At 55.3% G+C, this 17,554-nt stretch carries 15 protein-coding genes and 2 other annotated features; of the genes, 3 read left to right on the forward strand and 12 right to left on the reverse strand.

Annotated features, from left to right (window positions below; all coding sequences use genetic code 11):
- The 9 genes from AC0LWM_RS10315 to thiL all read right to left on the reverse strand — a co-directional run.
- A partial coding sequence (locus tag AC0LWM_RS10315; RefSeq protein ID WP_474674848.1) for a hypothetical protein occupies nt 1-1,850 on the reverse strand: 1,850 nt, incomplete at its 3' end.
- A 710-nt stretch (nt 1,851-2,560) separates the two neighbouring features.
- A complete protein-coding gene (locus tag AC0LWM_RS10320; protein ID WP_474675103.1) occupies nt 2,561-4,138 on the reverse strand; it encodes a 2-isopropylmalate synthase in 1,578 nt (525 codons plus the stop codon).
- A gap of 85 nt (nt 4,139-4,223) precedes the next feature.
- Nucleotides 4,224-5,036 carry a class I SAM-dependent methyltransferase gene (locus tag AC0LWM_RS10325; RefSeq protein ID WP_474674849.1) on the reverse strand — a complete coding sequence of 271 codons (813 nt, stop codon included), beginning with the start codon at nt 5,034-5,036 and terminating at the stop codon, nt 4,224-4,226.
- Between the two features lie 61 nt (nt 5,037-5,097).
- Nucleotides 5,098-5,368 (reverse strand) — a binding site (T-box leader).
- A gap of 63 nt (nt 5,369-5,431) precedes the next feature.
- Nucleotides 5,432-5,694: a binding site (T-box leader), on the reverse strand.
- An 87-nt stretch (nt 5,695-5,781) separates the two neighbouring features.
- Nucleotides 5,782-6,390, reverse strand: coding sequence for a rhomboid family intramembrane serine protease (locus tag AC0LWM_RS10330; RefSeq protein WP_474674850.1), 609 nt, complete (start codon nt 6,388-6,390; stop codon nt 5,782-5,784).
- 200 nt (nt 6,391-6,590) lie between these two features.
- Complete coding sequence (gene tsaD / locus AC0LWM_RS10335; RefSeq protein WP_474674851.1) at nt 6,591-7,700, reverse strand: tRNA (adenosine(37)-N6)-threonylcarbamoyltransferase complex transferase subunit TsaD; 1,110 nt, start codon at nt 7,698-7,700, stop codon at nt 6,591-6,593.
- Nucleotides 7,693-8,214, reverse strand: coding sequence for a ribosomal protein S18-alanine N-acetyltransferase (gene rimI, locus AC0LWM_RS10340; protein WP_474674852.1), 522 nt, complete (start codon nt 8,212-8,214; stop codon nt 7,693-7,695). Before rimI ends, tsaD begins: the two co-directional genes overlap by 8 nt.
- Before the next feature lie 69 nt (nt 8,215-8,283).
- Nucleotides 8,284-9,246, reverse strand: coding sequence for a tRNA (adenosine(37)-N6)-threonylcarbamoyltransferase complex dimerization subunit type 1 TsaB (gene tsaB, locus AC0LWM_RS10345; protein WP_474674853.1), 963 nt, complete (start codon nt 9,244-9,246; stop codon nt 8,284-8,286).
- Nucleotides 9,230-9,718 (reverse strand): tRNA (adenosine(37)-N6)-threonylcarbamoyltransferase complex ATPase subunit type 1 TsaE, encoded by a 489-nt coding sequence (gene tsaE / locus AC0LWM_RS10350; RefSeq protein WP_474674854.1) that lies wholly within the window; start codon nt 9,716-9,718, stop codon nt 9,230-9,232. Before tsaE ends, tsaB begins: the two co-directional genes overlap by 17 nt.
- Nucleotides 9,719-9,806: 88 nt before the next feature.
- Nucleotides 9,807-10,838: a thiamine-phosphate kinase gene (gene thiL / locus AC0LWM_RS10355; RefSeq protein ID WP_474674855.1), complete on the reverse strand. Its 1,032-nt coding sequence runs from the start codon at nt 10,836-10,838 to the stop codon at nt 9,807-9,809.
- A 253-nt stretch (nt 10,839-11,091) separates the two neighbouring features.
- Here thiL and AC0LWM_RS10360 point away from each other — a divergent pair, with 253 nt between their 5' ends.
- Nucleotides 11,092-11,577: a helix-turn-helix domain-containing protein gene (locus AC0LWM_RS10360; protein WP_474674856.1), complete on the forward strand. Its 486-nt coding sequence runs from the start codon at nt 11,092-11,094 to the stop codon at nt 11,575-11,577.
- A 284-nt stretch (nt 11,578-11,861) separates the two neighbouring features.
- Nucleotides 11,862-12,212 (forward strand): MmcQ/YjbR family DNA-binding protein, encoded by a 351-nt coding sequence (locus AC0LWM_RS10365; protein ID WP_474674857.1) that lies wholly within the window; start codon nt 11,862-11,864, stop codon nt 12,210-12,212.
- Between the two features lie 28 nt (nt 12,213-12,240).
- Here AC0LWM_RS10365 and AC0LWM_RS10370 read toward each other — a convergent pair whose 3' ends face one another.
- Complete coding sequence (locus tag AC0LWM_RS10370) at nt 12,241-13,233, reverse strand: Gfo/Idh/MocA family protein (RefSeq protein ID WP_474674858.1); 993 nt, start codon at nt 13,231-13,233, stop codon at nt 12,241-12,243.
- A gap of 164 nt (nt 13,234-13,397) precedes the next feature.
- Here AC0LWM_RS10370 and AC0LWM_RS10375 point away from each other — a divergent pair, with 164 nt between their 5' ends.
- Entirely contained in the window at nt 13,398-14,519 is a 1,122-nt protein-coding gene (locus tag AC0LWM_RS10375) for a PRK06851 family protein (RefSeq protein WP_474674859.1), read from the forward strand.
- A 789-nt stretch (nt 14,520-15,308) separates the two neighbouring features.
- Here AC0LWM_RS10375 and AC0LWM_RS10380 read toward each other — a convergent pair.
- The gene (locus tag AC0LWM_RS10380; protein WP_474674860.1) at nt 15,309-16,508 is read right to left on the reverse strand and encodes a family 20 glycosylhydrolase; all 1,200 of its coding nucleotides are present in this window, start codon (nt 16,506-16,508) and stop codon (nt 15,309-15,311) included.
- Nucleotides 16,509-16,578: 70 nt separating this feature from the next.
- Nucleotides 16,579-17,553 (reverse strand): carbohydrate ABC transporter permease, encoded by a 975-nt coding sequence (locus AC0LWM_RS10385; protein WP_474674861.1) that lies wholly within the window; start codon nt 17,551-17,553, stop codon nt 16,579-16,581.
- Nucleotide 17,554: the final 1 nt, after the last annotated feature.

Consider the following 17,554-nt stretch of genomic DNA (forward strand, 5'->3'; position numbering starts at 1 on the left):
CTGCCGCGGCGCCAGTGCCAGCGCTGCAGCACGACGGCCGCGCCGAGGATCGCCGCGCCGATCAGCACGCCTTCGTATTCGTTGCCGATTCCGTAATAACGGGCGCCGATCATGGCATCGTAGCCGAGCACCGAGTGCTTCATCAGATAAGCGTCGGCAAAGCCGTCCGCTAATACGATGAATGCCGTTAGGCAGGCGATCCACCCTACGGCCGTCCATACCGGAAGGGCCGCCAATAACCAAGCTGCTGCCGCAAGCCCTATAAGCACGCAGCCGATATACAGCGGAGGGGCCAGTCCTGCGAAAAAACCCATGCCGAGCAGCAGCAGCGGCGCTGCCAGCATCGACAGCAGCAAAGCCCGTATCGGACCTCCGAGCCTCCGCCGATCGGCAAACTTCCCGTCAAGCAGGGAATAGGCCAAACCGGCCAACAACACGACGACTTCATACGTGACGAGCGTGTATAACAAGCCGGGACGCAGCCTGTAAACATTTTCGATACGCCGGAGCTCTTCGTCCAGCTTCCCTACCGCGAAGTCCGTCGGCTGTTTCACGATGGCGCGTCCGTTCATTTCCGAAGGCGCTTTGATTTGCCACAATCCCGCAATCGTCGGCGCAATGTCGATATTCGTCACGATGCCTTCACGCCGCGTCGTCGGAGATGTCAGCAAACCCGGTTGCCCGCCCCGCTCGTACATCAGGATCGGAGCCAAAAGCCGTTTCTCCCGCTTCGCTTCGGCATGAACGAACGGGGATATGATCCATAGCGCATCCGCGGCACCTAATTTTTCGGCAGCTTGCCCGATAAACGTGTCCATCTCGTGCAGAACCTTCGTTTTCAGCCGGGCAAATGCTTCTTCGCGGTAACGCGATTTTTCGTCATAAAGACGCTCCAAATCGCCGAGTTCCAGCAATACGACGGCATTCCGCTCCTGGTGGGTCCCGTCAAAACGCTGCAGCAGCCGCGCATAATTTGTTTGCGCACCATACGGCCGTTCGACGTTGTGAAGCAATGTCGAACAATTCGGATCGCCTTGAAAAACTAACCCATCGCTCGTCATCAGCATCATCGGAGCGTGCCGGCGCGTCGGGGTGATTGCCAAGGACGACTCGGAAGACTCCCCTTCGGCTTCATGTTCCGCTTCTTCCTCCGATGCCGGTTCGCGCTCGCGGCTCGTCCCCGATTTTGCCGGCCATCCGCCGCGGTTATCGTATACGTAAGCGTCTATGCCGTTTTGCTGCAGAAGATCTCCCAGCTTGCCGGGCATTGCGCCATAATGGGCGTCTGCGTTCGCTCTTGCGATAGCCGCAATGTCGGGAACGAGCAGCTCCGCCGATCGCGGCGGATCCAGGCCGTTCAACCGCCGGTACAGCTCCAAAGCCGTTGCGCCCTCACCGTCCTTGACGACCCGCTCTTCCCGCGCATATGCCTCCTGGCGAACGGACATGACGGCCGGTGCTCCGGCGCCCATCGTCAAATAACTGTCGTCTACGCCGGGAATCGGCGTACGGACATTCATCGCGCCAACTGCGCTTTCCGATATCAATTGACGCACATGGGGGAAATCGGCGGTATTCAGCTCGTCCCATTCGACAAACGACAAACCCGGAATGGAGATCAGCCATAATCTTCTCCCTGCTGTCGTGCTTGTGGATGGACTGATCTTATAATCGTTAACGGCATAAACGAAATTATCGGCTCGTTCACGTGCCTTCAGGTTTCCGTTTTGTGCGGACTGCAGCTGCCCGGGCGGAAACGTTGCCGATGCGGCGAATCCGTGTACATTGCTGATATTAGGTAGTGCCATTATCAACATGATTAACGCTATAAATCGATATCGCGGGTTCATTCCCATCCACTCTTTTCGCCAAATCTTAGCGGTCTTTCCATAAACAATCCACAGTGTATAACTTCAACCTCGCCTGTTCGCATGCTTTTCCACAGGCTTAGGCTTTACCAGTTTTTCCTTTTGAATGCGTTACCATACGGCATCGGTATATCCACAGAGTTATCCACGTTACCAACAGCGAAAAACCGTTGATTTATAAGAGAATCGTCTTTTATCAACGTTTTTATCCACATTATCCACAGAATTGGTGGAAAAACATATCCCCTTTTCCATCCACACCCTTGCTCACGCCAGGCGCCGTTTTCGACCACTTATCCACGATATTCACAACGGTTGTGCATAACTTTGTCCACATAACGAGCACAAGCGTGATGATCAACACCGTCGTCAGATGCAGCCGATTTTTAAAACTAATTTTTTAAGATTGTGCTTGGCATTACATGCAAAAAAACAGACCGCTCCCAACTGCGATGATATGCTTCCGTTACAGGTACAAGTTTTTATATTTCACCTGTAAAACCGTACTGGGAGCATATCAAACAGAAAAGGGGACAGTCTCTTGATCGGATTAGCTCTTCATGCGAAATTGATTGTTCGGAGCCGCTCTAAACGTAAACTAACGGATATAAATGGCCCATTTGAGGTAAATGCTCCGATCCTCTCGTTACAGGTTCCAGCTCACTTTCCTCACTTTATGTCAAGGCCGTTAATTACACCGCTTCGACAGCCGAAGCGCTCGCAGCCGTTCTCTTCTCCACTTCATGCACAGCCTGATTGCAGGCTGCCATGTAAGCTTGCGCGACTGCCAAAATGATATCCCGATGCGCTCCCGTCCCGCGATACCTCTCGCCCTGACAGACAACGGATACCACCGCTTCTCCCGATGCGGATTCGCCGGCTGACAACGAATGCAGCTCCAGGTCGTCGAACTCGATCTCGTAAGGGATTGCCTGCCGGATGCAATGGATTACCGCATCGATCGGACCCGCGCCAACGCCGGAATACGATTCCTCCTTGCCGCCGCGGTCGCGGATCGTGACGGAAGCCATTCTTGCTCTTTGGCTGCCTGCCAGCACTTGAAGGTCAACGAGCGCATAAGGCTCCGCTTGCTCTCCCGAGGCAACGCCGACCAATTGCAGCAATTCGTCGTCGGTGACGATTTTTTGCGCATCGGCTTTTTCCTTGAAGCGTGTGTACAACTCCTCCATTTGCCGATCATCGAGCGTAAAACCGTATTGCGCGACGCGATGCTTCAGCGCATGCCGGCCGGAGTGCTTGCCGAGCACGATCATGCTGCGCGGAATGCCGAGCTGCTCGGGGTCCATAATTTCGTATGTGCTGCGGTTTTTAAGCAATCCGTCCTGATGGATGCCCGATTCATGCTGGAACGCATTCCGTCCGACGACCGGCTTGTTGTAAGCGACCGGAAAGCTCATTTCTCGGCTGACGAGCCGCGACGTTTCGTAAATTTCCGCCGTATGGATGCCGGTTTCGTACCCAAGAGCGCTTTTTCGCGTATCGATGATCATCGCCAGCTCCTCTAGCGAACAGTTGCCCGCTCGTTCGCCGACGCCGTTCACGGTCACCTCGATTTGAGTCGCACCTCCGCGAATGGCCGCCAGACTATTGGCGACAGCGAGGCCAAGATCGTTATGGCAATGCGCGCTGTATTCCACCTTGTCGCCGCCGCGTACCCCGCTTCGCACCGTCCGGAACAGCCGCTCGTACTCTTCCGGCAGCGCATAACCGAGCGTATCGGGAATGTTGATAATCGTGGCGCCTTCGGCGATGACCGCCTCGACCAGCTCGCATACGAACTCCATCCCCGTTCGCGTCGCGTCCATCGGCGAAAATTCGATCCGATCGACAAACCGCTTGCCGTAAGCGACCATTTCGCGGGCGATGTTGATGACTTCGTCGCGCGACTTCTTCAACTGGAAGTTCAGGTGAATATCCGACGACGAAATGAACAGATGCAGCCGGCGCAGCGCCGCATCCTGCGTAGCCTTAACCGCAGCGTCAATATCCAGCTTGACGGCGCGGGCGAAACCGCAAATTTCCACATTTTGCAGCTCGCGGGATATTTGCTGGATCGCATTGAACTCCCCGGGACTGGATACCGCAAACCCCGGCTCGATCACATCGATGCCCAGCTTCGCCAATTGGCGGGCGATGACGATTTTTTGCTCCGGATGCAGCGATGCTCCCGGCGATTGCTCGCCGTCTCTTAAGGTCGTATCGAAAATGCGAATTCGTTTCGTATTTTCCATCTTTTCGTTTGATTCCATCGGTTGTTTCGGTTCCGCCGATTCAATTGGTTTCGCAGGTTCCATACTGTTCATCGGATTCATCGTTTTCATTCCTCCGCGTTTTTTATTTTTTTCTGCCAATATACAACACGTGCGTCGAAATACCGAGCAGCGCAGGATCCTCCGCCATCCGATCGATCAACTGCTGAAGCTTATCCGCTTCATCCGGCCCGCTATCCCGCCAATATCGCCAATGCGACGCATCCAGCATTCGGCTGATGCTCTCCGAGCCGATCAATTGAACCGTCTCGAAGCCCATCCTCTCCATGAAAGGCGCTATCTCCTCGGTTTTGAAGTAGTAAACGCCCGTAAATCTGCCTTCGTCGGCATGATCGAACACGCCGGTTTCCATCAATTCCGCAATACGGTCGGCGCTGTTGTTCGGACGCCATGCCATCGGATCACGCATGCACGTAATCACAAAAGCCGTCCTCGGCATCATCGCCGCAAATACATATCCGCCTCGTTTCGTCACCCGGTAGGCTTCGCGAACCGCCTGCTCCCGATCTTCCGCTTTTTGCAGATGATACAACGGGCCTAGCATCAGAACGCCGTCAAAGCTCTCGTCCGCCATTCCTTCAAGATGCCTCGCGTCCCGAACGTAAAATCCATCGAACCGATCCGCTAATGCCGCCTCCTCGGCTTGCTTTTGTGCTTCCTTCACGAGATTCGGCGTCAAGTCCGACAATGTCACTCGGTGGCCTTCCTGAGCCAGCCGCATCGCATATTTGCCGGGTCCCGCCCCGTTGTCGAGCAGCTTCGCTTTCGTCGGCAAATATCTGCGAATATAGTGCAGGTTCAATCTGAACTCCAGCGGCTCACGGTCCAGCCGCCCCCATTCGTCGAATTGCGAATAATACTGTACGATCGAATCCATCCAAAATTCCTCCTCTTCCTTACAAGCTTTTTCGTGTAACAAAAAAGCCCGCCGTCTCATCAAAAGAGACGACAGGCTGTGCCTTCGCGGTACCACTCTTGTTGGTCCGGCATCGCGCCGAACCCAACTCGCGCATCGTGCCGAACGTTCGGCTTCCGATGCACCCGTTCACGAGGGTTAGCCGTCGCGGTTTACTTGTACGGCCAGCGCCAAGCCGTGTTCCACCGCGCCGCTCCCGGGCGAGATTCGGACGGGTCCTCAGCTGCGTTGCACCATCCCGCAGCTCTCTGTACGAGGCTCATCGTCTTACTGCTCCCGTTCCTTGCGTTTATCGAAATATTCTTTTTGCTTGGTCATCACCCAAAAAAAAACCAAAAAGACCTGCCTTCTCCGTTGAAAGAGACGACAGGCCATTGCCCTCGCGGTACCACTCTTGTTGGCTCGCCGCTCGCGAACCCACCTCAGCATGATGCCGAATTGACGGCTTCATGCACCCTGTCACGGAGGTTACCCGTTGCGATGTACTGTATCGGTCTGCAGTACCTTGTTCCACCGCACCGCTCCCAGGCGAGCTTCAAGCGTCCCTTCGGCTGCGTTGCACCGTCCCGCAGCTCTCTGTTACCCGGTTCACCTTACTGATCCTGATCCAAGCGTTATTGCAATATTTGGATTGTTTCACATTATAGTATGTAATAAATCGTCTGTCAATTCTAATTTTTCAGAAATCGACTATACGTTAAATGATTTATCTCCGTCTTCTGCGGATCGACAGCGCAATCAGAGCCATCAGAATCAATCCCCCGACAAAACCGCCCGCATGTGCGTATAGGTCGATATTCGGCACGACGAACGAGTACAGTCCACCGATGATAAGGATCGTGACGACCGTTTGCGACGTTTCTTTGTCGATGATGTCCTTGCGGAACAAGGCTAAATACAAATACGCGGCATAGACGCCATAAATCGCTCCGGACGCGCCAACGGACACGAAAACATCGGAATGCAGCCAGTAGCTTGCAATGTTCCCCGCGATGCCGCACATCACATAATAAAACAAATAGCGGAACGAACCCAACATCCGCTCCAGCGGCGCGGCGAATACGTATAAGTTGAAGCAGTTGAAGAACAGGTGCGCTCCCCCGTTATGAAGGAACGCCGCGGTTACGAATCTCCACGGTTCCGGGTGAATGAACGGCGTATCGAATATTGCCCCGAATCGGAGAAGGGTATTGGAGTCGGTGGAGGAGCCATACCACTCCATCAACCCCCACATCACCAGATTGGCCAGAATGATCAGTGAATTGACCGGATAAAGCCTGATATATTGTTGGATGCTTTCACGTCGAAGAAACACAGTGCTCTCTCCCTTTAAACCATTTCCTCATATTTTCTCACATCGTCGGAATGAAATCAAAAAACGCGAATGAACTCACGATAAGAAGCGTTAAATCGCGGTTGGCGCGTACCCGGTAACGAGTAGCGAGTAGCGAAGTACCCACGCGCAAAAAATCCGCAGCGGCAAAGTATGCCCTGCGGACCTTCTAACGGCCGGTTCTATTCGACCGACCATGCCTCAAGCGAAAACAGCGGCTCCGCCTTCATGTCGAGAGGCGTGAATTGCCCCCGCTCCCACTTCAGGTGGGCGGCCGCCGCGATCATCGCGGCATTGTCGGTGCATAGCGAGAGCGGCGGTACGAGCAGCGGCACGCCCGCGGTCTCGCAAGCGGCGGCAAGCGCCGTGCGCAACCCGCGGTTGGCGGCGACGCCGCCGCACAGCAGCAGCTGCTTCGCGCCGAATTCTTCCACCGCACGCATCGACTTGCCGACAAGCACGTCGATGACCGATTCCTGGAAGCCGCGCGCAAGTGCTGCGGCCGAAGGCGGCTCGCCTTTCATGCGCGACTGGTTGATCTGCGCGAGCACAGCCGATTTCAGCCCGCTGAAGCTGAAATCGTACGACTCCGGCTCCAGCCACGCGCGCGGCAGCCAGATCGCCTCGTCGGCGTCCGCCGCCAGACGGTCGACATGCGGCCCGCCGGGATACGGGAAGTGCAAGGCGCGCGCCACTTTGTCGTACGCCTCGCCGACCGCGTCGTCGCGCGTTCTTCCGATGATGCGGAACACGCCTTCGCGCTCGATATAGACAAGCTCCGTATGCCCTCCCGATACGACCAGCGCGACGCACGGATACGTCAGCTCCTGGACGAGCCGGTTCGCATAAATATGTCCGGCGATATGATGCGTTCCGATCAGAGGCACGTCAAGGGCAAAAGCCAGCGCTTTGGCGGCGACGATTCCGACGAGCAAGGAGCCGACAAGCCCGGGTCCCTGCGTGACGGCAATCGCCGACAAATCCCGCGTCGTAATGCCCGCTTCCTGAACAGCCTCCTCCAGCATCACCGTAATCGTTTCGACGTGCTTGCGCGAGGCGATCTCCGGCACGACGCCGCCGAACTTGCGGTGGGTTTCGATTTGGCTGGACACCATGTTCGACAATATCATCTTCCCGTCCTTGACGATCGCGACCGACGTTTCGTCGCAGCTCGTTTCTACGGCAAGAATGTAACCGCCCCCCGCAGCGTGCTGCTGCGCGGCGGCATCTTCCCGATCCTTCTCCCGATCCTTCTCCCGGACCGATCCATCCGGTATTTGTCCGTTACTCATCTGCTATCACCTGCTCTCTGTCATCCGAAGGAACGTAAGGTCCAAGCTCCGCCCACATAATGATGGCATCCTCATGGTTGTCCGAATAATAGCCTTTGCGCACGCCGGATTCGACGAATCCCAGCTTCGCATACAAATTCCGCGCAACCACGTTGGACACGCGCACTTCCAGCGTCATCCGCTTCGCGCCGAGGAAAGATGCCGTATTCATCAGCTCGCGAAGCAGCCTTTCCCCAAGCTTGCGTCCCCGGTATTCCTTGCGAACGGCAATGTTCGTCACATGCGCTTCGTCGATGATGACCCACATGCCGCCGTACCCCGCAATGTCGCCGTCGTATTCCATCACCATATAATGCGCAAAATGGTTGCTCGTCAGCTCGTTGTAAAATGCGCCCTCGGACCAGGGAGCGCTGAACGCCTCCGATTCGATCGCATAAATATGCGAGATGTCCTCGAGCCGCATGGAGCGGAATACGAGAAGAGACTCTTCGATTTCCCCTATAAATTCGATCATTGGCTTATCTCCCGATTTTTCAATCCACGCTCCCGCGTGGCGTGCGAAAGCCGTTTTTGAAAATTGTTATTAATGATGACCCGCTTCCGCGGCATTCTTTTCCTTCGCCTTGGCTGCCTGCGCCGCGAGCAGCTTTGCTTCCGCTTCGGCCAGCTGGGTATAATTCGGCACGAAACGATGGATATCTTCATGCGAGCCTTCCTGCAGCTTCCTTGCTGCCAGATAACCAACGTCGCCAGCTTGCAAGTCGCAGCTGCAGCTGTGGATATCGCCGGGCCATAGCTCGCCAAGCCTCTCAATCGCGGCCAAGTGCGGTTCGGCTTCTCCGACGAAGTAAATGCGCTGAGGCTTATCTGCCAAAACAGAAAAGTCTTCCGCACGCCCCGGAGCAACGCCTAGGGAGGCCTGTCCCCTCTGTTCGCCGTATGCGCCGGTTGTTTCGCTGTCGCTTATCGCCTCATTACCACGTTCTTGCGCCGCTTCCGGTGTTCCTTCCTTAGCCCGCTTCGCGAGATTCTCCGCCCAGTCGCTCATCAATCGGATGCCGTCATCGGCAAGACGTATCCAGCAGCCGGACGATGTCGCCGCGAACAGCGAGGTGAACACCTGACCCCGGCGGGCATCCATCAGCGGTACAACCCAAGTGACGCCTTCATCGTCGGATGAGGATCGCTGCAGCTCCGCGCGCGCTTGCTTCAAGCCGCCCGCCGCAAGTGCCTCGAGGCTCGACACACCGATCAGCGGCTTTTGCAGAGACCAGGCTAGCGTCTTCGCTACGCTGACGGCGATGCGCACGCCCGTATACGAGCCCGGCCCTTGCCCTGCCGCGACCGCGTCGATGTCCGCCGGGCGCATGTCAAGCGATTGCAGCAGCGACTGAATGCTCGGAATCAAATTCATCGAATGATTCCGCTCCGCTTTCGATAGATGCTGTCCGAGCAGCTCGCCCTCCGCAACCACCGCCACCGCGAGCGACGCCGTTGACGTATCAATCGCGAGTATGCGCGGCGCGCCGTTATTGTCCTTCGTCATTTCGTAAGACTCCATTCCCTCGTAAAGTTTCGCACCAGGCCGAATACGGCTCGCCATACGGCGTCAGCACAAACCGCCGCTCCGTTTCGCCGCGATGCTCGATATAAATCGCCAGCCGTTCCTGCGGCAGCAATTCCTCGATAAGACTTGCCCACTCTACCAGCGTAACCCCGCCGCCGTAAAAATAATCGTCCAGGCCAAGCTCGTCCGCTTCCATCATGGAAAGCCGGTACACATCCATATGATAAAAGGGCATCGTTGCCGCTTCGTATTCCTTAATAATCGTAAAGGTCGGACTGTTTACGATCCCCTCTACGCCAAGCGCGGCGGCAACCCCCGACGAAAACCTCGTTTTGCCGGCCCCCAGGTCGCCGTCCAAGGCAACCATGGCGCCCGGCGCCATCAGCTTCGCCAGCGCCGCCGCGAGCTTTTCCGTATCCCGTTCATCTTGCGAATCATAAACATACTTCAACTTCCGTCCGCCCCCGTTTAACCGATGTCGTTTGCCGCGCTGAGCCGTTTATTTCCCGAGCAATCAATCACCCGAACCAACGCACCGATTATTCAAAATGATTGTAGCCCTTTTTGCCGATGGACTTTAATTCGCCTTGTACCGTGCGCAGCTTCACTCCGGCGAACGAGCCATCCACCCGACCGACCACGGTGAAGGCTAGTCCTTGCTCGTGGAATGCGAGCTGTGCCCGAGCCACGTCCTCCGGTGCCATCGTGCCGATTAACTGGTAATCTTCCCCGCCGTATAAAATCCATTCGAGCGGGTCGACGCCCGCCGCTTCGGCATAAGCTTGCAAATCCGGCCGCACCGGGATGAGCGATTCATCCAGCACGATGCCGCTCCCCGACGCCTCGGCGATTTCCCACGCCTCGCTGGCCAGCCCATCGCTCACGTCGTTCAGCGCGTGGCCGAAGCCGCCGCTCGCGAGCAGCTTCCCTGCCGCGACGGACGGCTGCGGCCTTCGATGCGCCTCGATGAGCGCAAGCGGTGCTTCCGCTTCCGCGGCGACCTGCTCGGCCGGCAGCCGGTGCTGCAGCATGTAGTGCAGCCCCGCTGCCGAGCAGCCGAGGTCGCCCGTCAGGAACACGGCGTCGCCGTGGCGAGCCGCCGAGCGCAGCAGCGCTTGTCCTGCCGTGACGGTGCCGAATATCGTCACCGTCACGACGAGATGCTGCGGCGCCGAAGTCGTATCGCCGCCGATGATCGCGACGCCGTACCGTTCGGCGCATTCGTACAGCCCGTCGTACAGCCGGCTGATCCTCTCCGGCGAATAGGCTTTCGGCACGCTGAGCGAAACGAGCGCGTACCGCGGAACGGCGCCCATCGCCGCCATGTCGCTGACATTGGAGGCAAGCGCTTTGTAGCCGACGTCGGTATCGCGCATCGTATACGGGTTAAAATGCACTTCCTCAACCATCGTATCGCTGGACACCACGATCTGCTGCCCGCTCCCGAAGCCGTCGACGACCGCCGCATCGTCGCCGATGCCAACGATAACTCCTTGCTCCCGCTGCCGCTCCGGAGACTGCCTCCCGTCTGTCAGCAGCCGGATGAGGGCAAATTCGTCGAGCTTAGCCATATGCTCACCTTCCGTTTTTTGCTGTCATCATTATATCGGTCAAAGCCTTACGCCGCAACAGTCGATCGTTCAGCAAGCGCACATGAAGCCGACGTTTGTTGCGGATCCGCAGCGAAAAAATTATCCACAGCGTTCTGCAACCCATAGTTGCGTGAAGCTGCAACTCGCCTGCAACCGACAGGTTGATGCATGTCCTGCAATGAACCTGTACAATTAGTTCATCCGCATATCCGCGCGTTAGGAGGCCTGTTGATTGACGATACAAGATTTTGGAGAGACGCTTGCCAGCCTTAGGAAAGAGAAGAAACTGAGCCAAACCGAACTGGCGAATCATTTGAAAATTACGCACCAAGCCGTTTCCAAGTGGGAACGTGGAGAATCGTGGCCAGACATCGAAACCGTCGTTCGGCTGTCGATTTTGTTCGACATAACGGTCGACGACCTGCTGAAGGGCAGGAACGGCAGCATTACGAATAAAGAAGAAACTGGCGATTCCCCCTTCGAGGATGCCGATCGCATTTGGACGAAAGCGCAAGCTTACTTGCAGGAACGGATTTCCGGCCCCAGCTACCGGACTTGGATTGCCAGCACATCGGCGGTATATGAGGAAGGACGGCTCGTCATCGTCTGCTGCAGCCAATTTCAACGAGAATGGTTGTTTCACCGCTACACAAGCCTAATTACAGAAGCTTTGGAACATGCAACGGGAGAAACCGACGTTCCGTTTGAGTTTCGCTGAGCCCCTGCCGAAGTATCGAATGATTTGCCTATGGAAGCGTGAGTTGATGTGGACCGATACGTATGGCCCATTTTGTCCCCCGGCGCCACTCATCATCGAGTTCTGCTGCTCCGGAAGCAGCTCTTCCAAAACGCGCGCAGAGCCCAAAAAAAAGCGAAGCGCTGTCGCAGCGGTTCGCTTTTTAGCTCTTCGGAACGTGAAAGATCGTCGCAAATGGTGTAAAATGAACGGTAGCCTTATGCTCCGACACAATAAATTGAAAGAAATGAATAAGAGGTGCTTGAATGCGTAAAAGTTATGTAAGTTTCGTATGGTCCGTCGCGATGTCGTTGCCGGGAACGAAGGAAACAACGACCTTCGGTACCAAATCGTTCCGCGTAGGAGAAAAACCTTATGCCCGCATGCATGACGACGATGCGACGCTTGTTCTGAAAGTAGACGCCGAGACCAGACAAAAGCTGATCCAGGACAAGCCCGACATCTACTATATTACGGAAAGCTATACTAATTTCCCGCTGATGCTTGTAAGGCTGGATCAAATAGATGAGGCCGAGCTTCGCGCCGCTTTGGAACTGGCTTGGCGCAGCGACGCTTCACCTGAGCTTATCGCGCAATACGAGGCAGGGCAGCGATAAAGCGCTCATGCTGCCCCGGACTACGCGGCTAGCTGCGTACCGAAACCTTCGCCCCAATGCGTGCCGCTTCGAATAAGGCATCGATCGCGCGCATATTGCTTACGGCATCGTCCACTCCGTACCGGGGGCTTACCCGCCGCTGAATACAGTCGGCAAAAGCCTCCATCTGCTTGCGGAACGGCGTGACCCGGTCGGTTGTCCAGCTTGACGTTACCCCATTCAAGGTTAGCACTGACGTAAGCTCGCTGGCTGTCCCGATATTATCGATCCTCATCTTGCCTTCGCTGCCGACGATTTCGCAATAGGCGCCGCCCCGCATGTCGAACGATGCGCAAATATGCGCCGTCACGCCACCCGCATAGTGCAGCGTGCCGATTACTCTTTTGTCGACGCCTCGCGCCTCATCCCACTCGATCGCGCATTCCGCCGACTCCGGCTCGGCACCGAGCAAATACCGGCTCCACGCGACCGGGTAGCAGCCGACGTCCCACATCGCGCCGCCGCCCCACTCTTTTACCCAACGCGTGCTTTCGTCGAACGCCACGAACGAAAAATGCCCGTAGAACATCCCGGGCTTGCCGATCGCCCCTTCTTCGATTAGCCGTTTTGCTTCCGCAAACGCTTCGTAATAGCGCCATACGAACGCTTCCTCCAACATGACGCCTTTCGCGGCTGCCGCCGATTGCAGTTCCAGCGCCTGTCCGGCATGCAGCGTAAACGGCTTCTCAAGCAGAACATGCTTGCCCGCTTCAATCGCCCGCAGCGCCCACTCGTAATGCAAATGATTCAGCAGCGCGATATATACCGCATCGATATCCGGATCATCGACGAGATCGGCATACGACGAAAAAGAGCGGGGAACACCGTACAATTCGGCCGCAGCCGCCCCGGTTTCCCCATTGCGCCCGGCCACGCCGAGCCATATGCCGTTGTCCGACTGACTGATACCCGGACCCGCTTTTCCAATAATTTTGCCTGTCCCAAGAACGCCCCATCGGATTTTTTCGATCGTCCTGCTCATCGTCCCATCCCCCCAACTTTTCCCATTCGATTATATTTAGCTTATTCGTTTACGGAACGGATGTAAAGCATATTGATTACGCCAAGTAGGCGAACACACAACCGGCCGCGCGACATATATTATGGCATAACAATCTTTCGACTACCGAAAGGAGCGCCAAGTACATGACGGGAAACGCAACACATTATTTTGCGGCCGGTAATACGGCAAGAGGACGCTATAATTTGTACGAATCCGCTTTTCAAGGCTTAACCACGATTTATGTGATTTCGGGCAGCCCGGGTACGGGAAAATCGACGGTGCTGCAGCAAATTGCCGAGGAGATGCGAGAAGGCGGGCGGGACGTGCAGCTATTCCATTCCCCGTTGGAAGCCGATCGGCTTGACGGGGTCATCTTCACCGATGCCAAGATCGGGATCGTTGACGGAAGCGCAGGCGGAGATGTTTTGTCCGGCGCGGTTAAAGGACCGACGATTCACCGGCTAGATTTTGATCAGGCGTTGAACACATCCGCTTTGGCATCGAACGAAGAGCAAATCCGCACATTCCGAGAACGCATCGATGCAGCTTACGGTCTAGCATACGAGACGTTTGACAAGGCGCTCCGCATTCACGACGAGTGGGAAGCTTATTATATCGGGAGCATGGACTTCGGCAAAGCGGAGCAAGTGACGCAGGAGCTAATCGACGCATGGATCGGTGACGAAACTCGCACAAAAGCCGCCATCGTGCGTCACTTATTCCTCGGTGCGGCGACGCCTCGAGGATCGGTTGATTATGTGCCCAATCTGACGGCCAAAGCGGCGAAGCGGATTTTCATAAAAGGCCGGCCCGGTTCGGGCAAATCGACGATGCTCAAGAAACTGGCGGCCGCAGCGGAACAACATGGTATCGATGTGGACGTATTCCATTGCGGCTTCGATCCGAACAGCCTCGATATGCTCATCTTTCCGGAACGGAGTGTCGCGATATTCGACAGCACCGCGCCGCATGAGCATTTTCCGAACCGCGAAGGCGACGAAATTCTCGATATGTACGAGCGAACGATGGCTCCCGGGACGGATGAAGCCTATGCCGAACCGATCGGGGAGATCAAAGCGAGATATTCCGCCGCAATCCGCGAAGCGACCGGGTTCCTTGCGGAAGCGAAGATTCATTCGGATCTGCTGAAGCAAATATACGTCGAAGCAACGGATTATGCCGTGATCAGCCGGCTGCAGCGGGAACTGCGGGAGGAGCTACGTGAGCTCATAAAACAGGGGCTAATTCAGACTGAGACGGTATAGTTGTGGGCAATGTCCATATCCCGCGTATTTAACAGGTGTCGTGGATAGTAATCAAATCCCGCATATTAACAGGTGTCGTGGATAGTAATCAAATCCCGCATATTAACAGGTGTCGTGGGTAGTAATCATATCTCGCGTAAACAGAGATAGTGTTCGATATTAATCAAATCTCGCGTATTTAACAGATATAGTGTTCGATAGTGATTCAGCGGCCGACCCCTTGGAGCAATTCCGATAATTCTCTTTTGCCGGTATCCCCTTCCCTCAGGATCATCGGCTTCGATTGCATACCATACGTCAACTCTATACTATTAATAGGCTAGTATTGTCTAATCAGGTATTCCGAGTTCCCCGCTATGATAGGCTTATCCAAACAACAAACCTGAGCGAAGGGGATTTCGACGAAAAAGAAGCAACCCAGTATCCGCAATGAGACACTGACAAATTTACCTGAGCGAAAGGGATTTCGACGAAAAGGAAGCAACCCAGTATCCGCAATGAGGTACCGATAAAATTACCTGAGCGAAGGAGATTCGACGAAAGGAAAGCTACTCCGTTTCCACAATAAGGTACCGATAAAATTACCTGAGCGAAGGGGATTTCGACATAAGAAAAGCAGCGCCGTATGCACATTCCCCTGCGTGCGGCGCTGCTTCATCTTGCCATCGATAAGTGTTGCTTTCATCGCTGCGTCGGTGCTTCATTCCTTCGGTGCTTTGGACGCCGCGCCGCTTTCGTGAGGATGTGAGCGTTTAGCAATATAAGATACGGCGGCGCAAAATCCGACCGTTACGAAATGAGAGGCACATCCTCATAGTCTCCACCATCTTCTCCCCATGATCTTAACATGCCTGTGATCGTGTCCAACGTTACGTATAATTCGTCGATTTCCTTCTCCGGCGCAGACGTATTCGTTATACAGCTTTCGAACGCTTCCCGGCTCCAATGGTTCCACGACGTAACGACCATGCCCGGCATCCGTTCCTCCGCGCCAAGCGCTTCGGCGATTCTCCTGCTTTCGGCAAGAAAATGAAGCGCCGCCTCCGTTTTGAACCAGCAGCAGGGCCAAACGGTAAAACCTTTCCGCAGAAAAATGCCGACCGAAGGATAGGCGTCCAGCTTCTCGTAATGCCAATCGAGGATCGTAATGTCCCGAGGAATGGCATCGATCGCAACATGCGTGCCAAATGTGTCCCCTTCCCATTCGTTGTAGCCGGTTTTGGCGCTATCGTTCAGCCGGTCGCCCCACATAAACATATCGACGTTGCGTTGCTTCAGGTGCCCGTAATAATCGTTCACCGCTTTGGCGAACAGCTCGGCTCTCGGCTTCCCTTGGCAGCGCGGGCACTGGTCGTCCGCCAGCGCGAATACCTCGTCCATCCCGACGTGGAAAGCATCGGCCTCGAACGCGTCGATGATGTCGTCCATTAGATCGAAGACGAGCGCGTTCACGCCCGGGTGCAACGGGCACCAGCTGCGGCAAAAAAAGTCCGGCCACTTCGCGTCCAGCGGCACGTGTGGCGTTTCGTCAAATTCGGGGTGGCGCCTCAATATGCTGTTCGGCGATCCGCCCCAGCCTTGGTGGCCGAGGCATTGGAACAGCGGAATGACCCGAATGCCGAGCTTCCGGCAAAACGCCGATATGTCCCGCGCATCCCGCTTCGTCAGCGTTCCGTCGGATATTTCCGGATGGGATTCAAACGCAAACGAGGTATTGCATTCAATGATCAAATGGTTCACGCCTCTCGGCGCCAACACATGCTCGATAAATCGTTTGAACGGCTCCACGAGCGCACTGGAACCGAAACGCAAATGAAATGCCCTGACAGGCCGGGGACGGTTCATCGCGTGCCCCTGCTCCAAATGCACCGTCTGCTCCATTTCCTCGTACTGTTTCGTCTGCTCCGTTTCCTCGAACTGTTCCTTCTGTTCAGTCTGCTCGGTCTGCCCCGTTTCCTCGAACTGCTCCGTCCGCTCCATCTGTCCCATCGTTTCATCCCTTTCTCGCTAATATCATTATCCTGTCAACGTGATGCTGCCAACGATATCCCGGCTAACTTTATCCGACCAAACCGCTTCTTTCGACGCTTTCGACAAAATACCGCTGCACGAACAAATACAAAAGCAAGATTGGCGCGATAAACAACACGACGCCCCCGTTCATCAGCATGTCGCGGTACACCAGCTGGTCCCAAAAGCCGATTCCGCTCATCGCCTTCAATTGCGAGGCCAGGCCGAACGGCACCGTATAGTACAGATTGACATAATATGTGTCGCCCCATTGCCATACGAAGGAGAACAGAAACACGATCATAAAAGCAGGCATCGTATTCGGAACGATAATGCGCAGGAACGTTTGGAACGTGCCCGCCCCGTCCACGAAGCCGGCTTCCTCAAGCTCCTTCGGCATCGACCTGAAAAACTGCCTGAAAATATAAATATACAGCCCGTTTTTTAACGCCGACGCCGTGATCGAAGAGATGTAGAAAGGCCAATTCGACTCCAGCAAATTAACGCTGCCGCTTGCCGTGAACAGCTTCATCAGGCCGAACAGATCAAAAAAACGGTAGTTCAAATAACTCGGAATCATAATTGTTTGCGGCGGGACGATAATGCTGAATACGACTAGCCCGAACAACACGTTGCTTCCGAAAAATTTAAGCCGTGTGAAGCCGTACGCCGCAAGCGCGCAGGAAGCCATTTGCAATAGCGAGGTCGGCACCGTGATCACGATCGAATCGAGAAACGAGTGCACATATTGCATTTGCTGCCAGGCAAACTTGAAATTTTCCAGCGTAAAATGCTTCGGAATAAGAAATATCGTCCGATCGAAAATATCGTCCTTATGCTTCAGGGCGACAAGCACCTTCACGGCCAGCGGATACAAAATAATAAAGCACAGCCCGAACAACAATAGTGTCCGGAACAAAATCCATACCGCCGACTTCATTTTTTTCCCGGCGTTATAGTTGCGCACTAGGCTTCCGATTTTGGCGTTTACGTTTTTCGCCGTTCTTCTATAGGCTTGTTCCATG

The organism is Paenibacillus sp. sgz302148, from assembly GCF_056120465.1.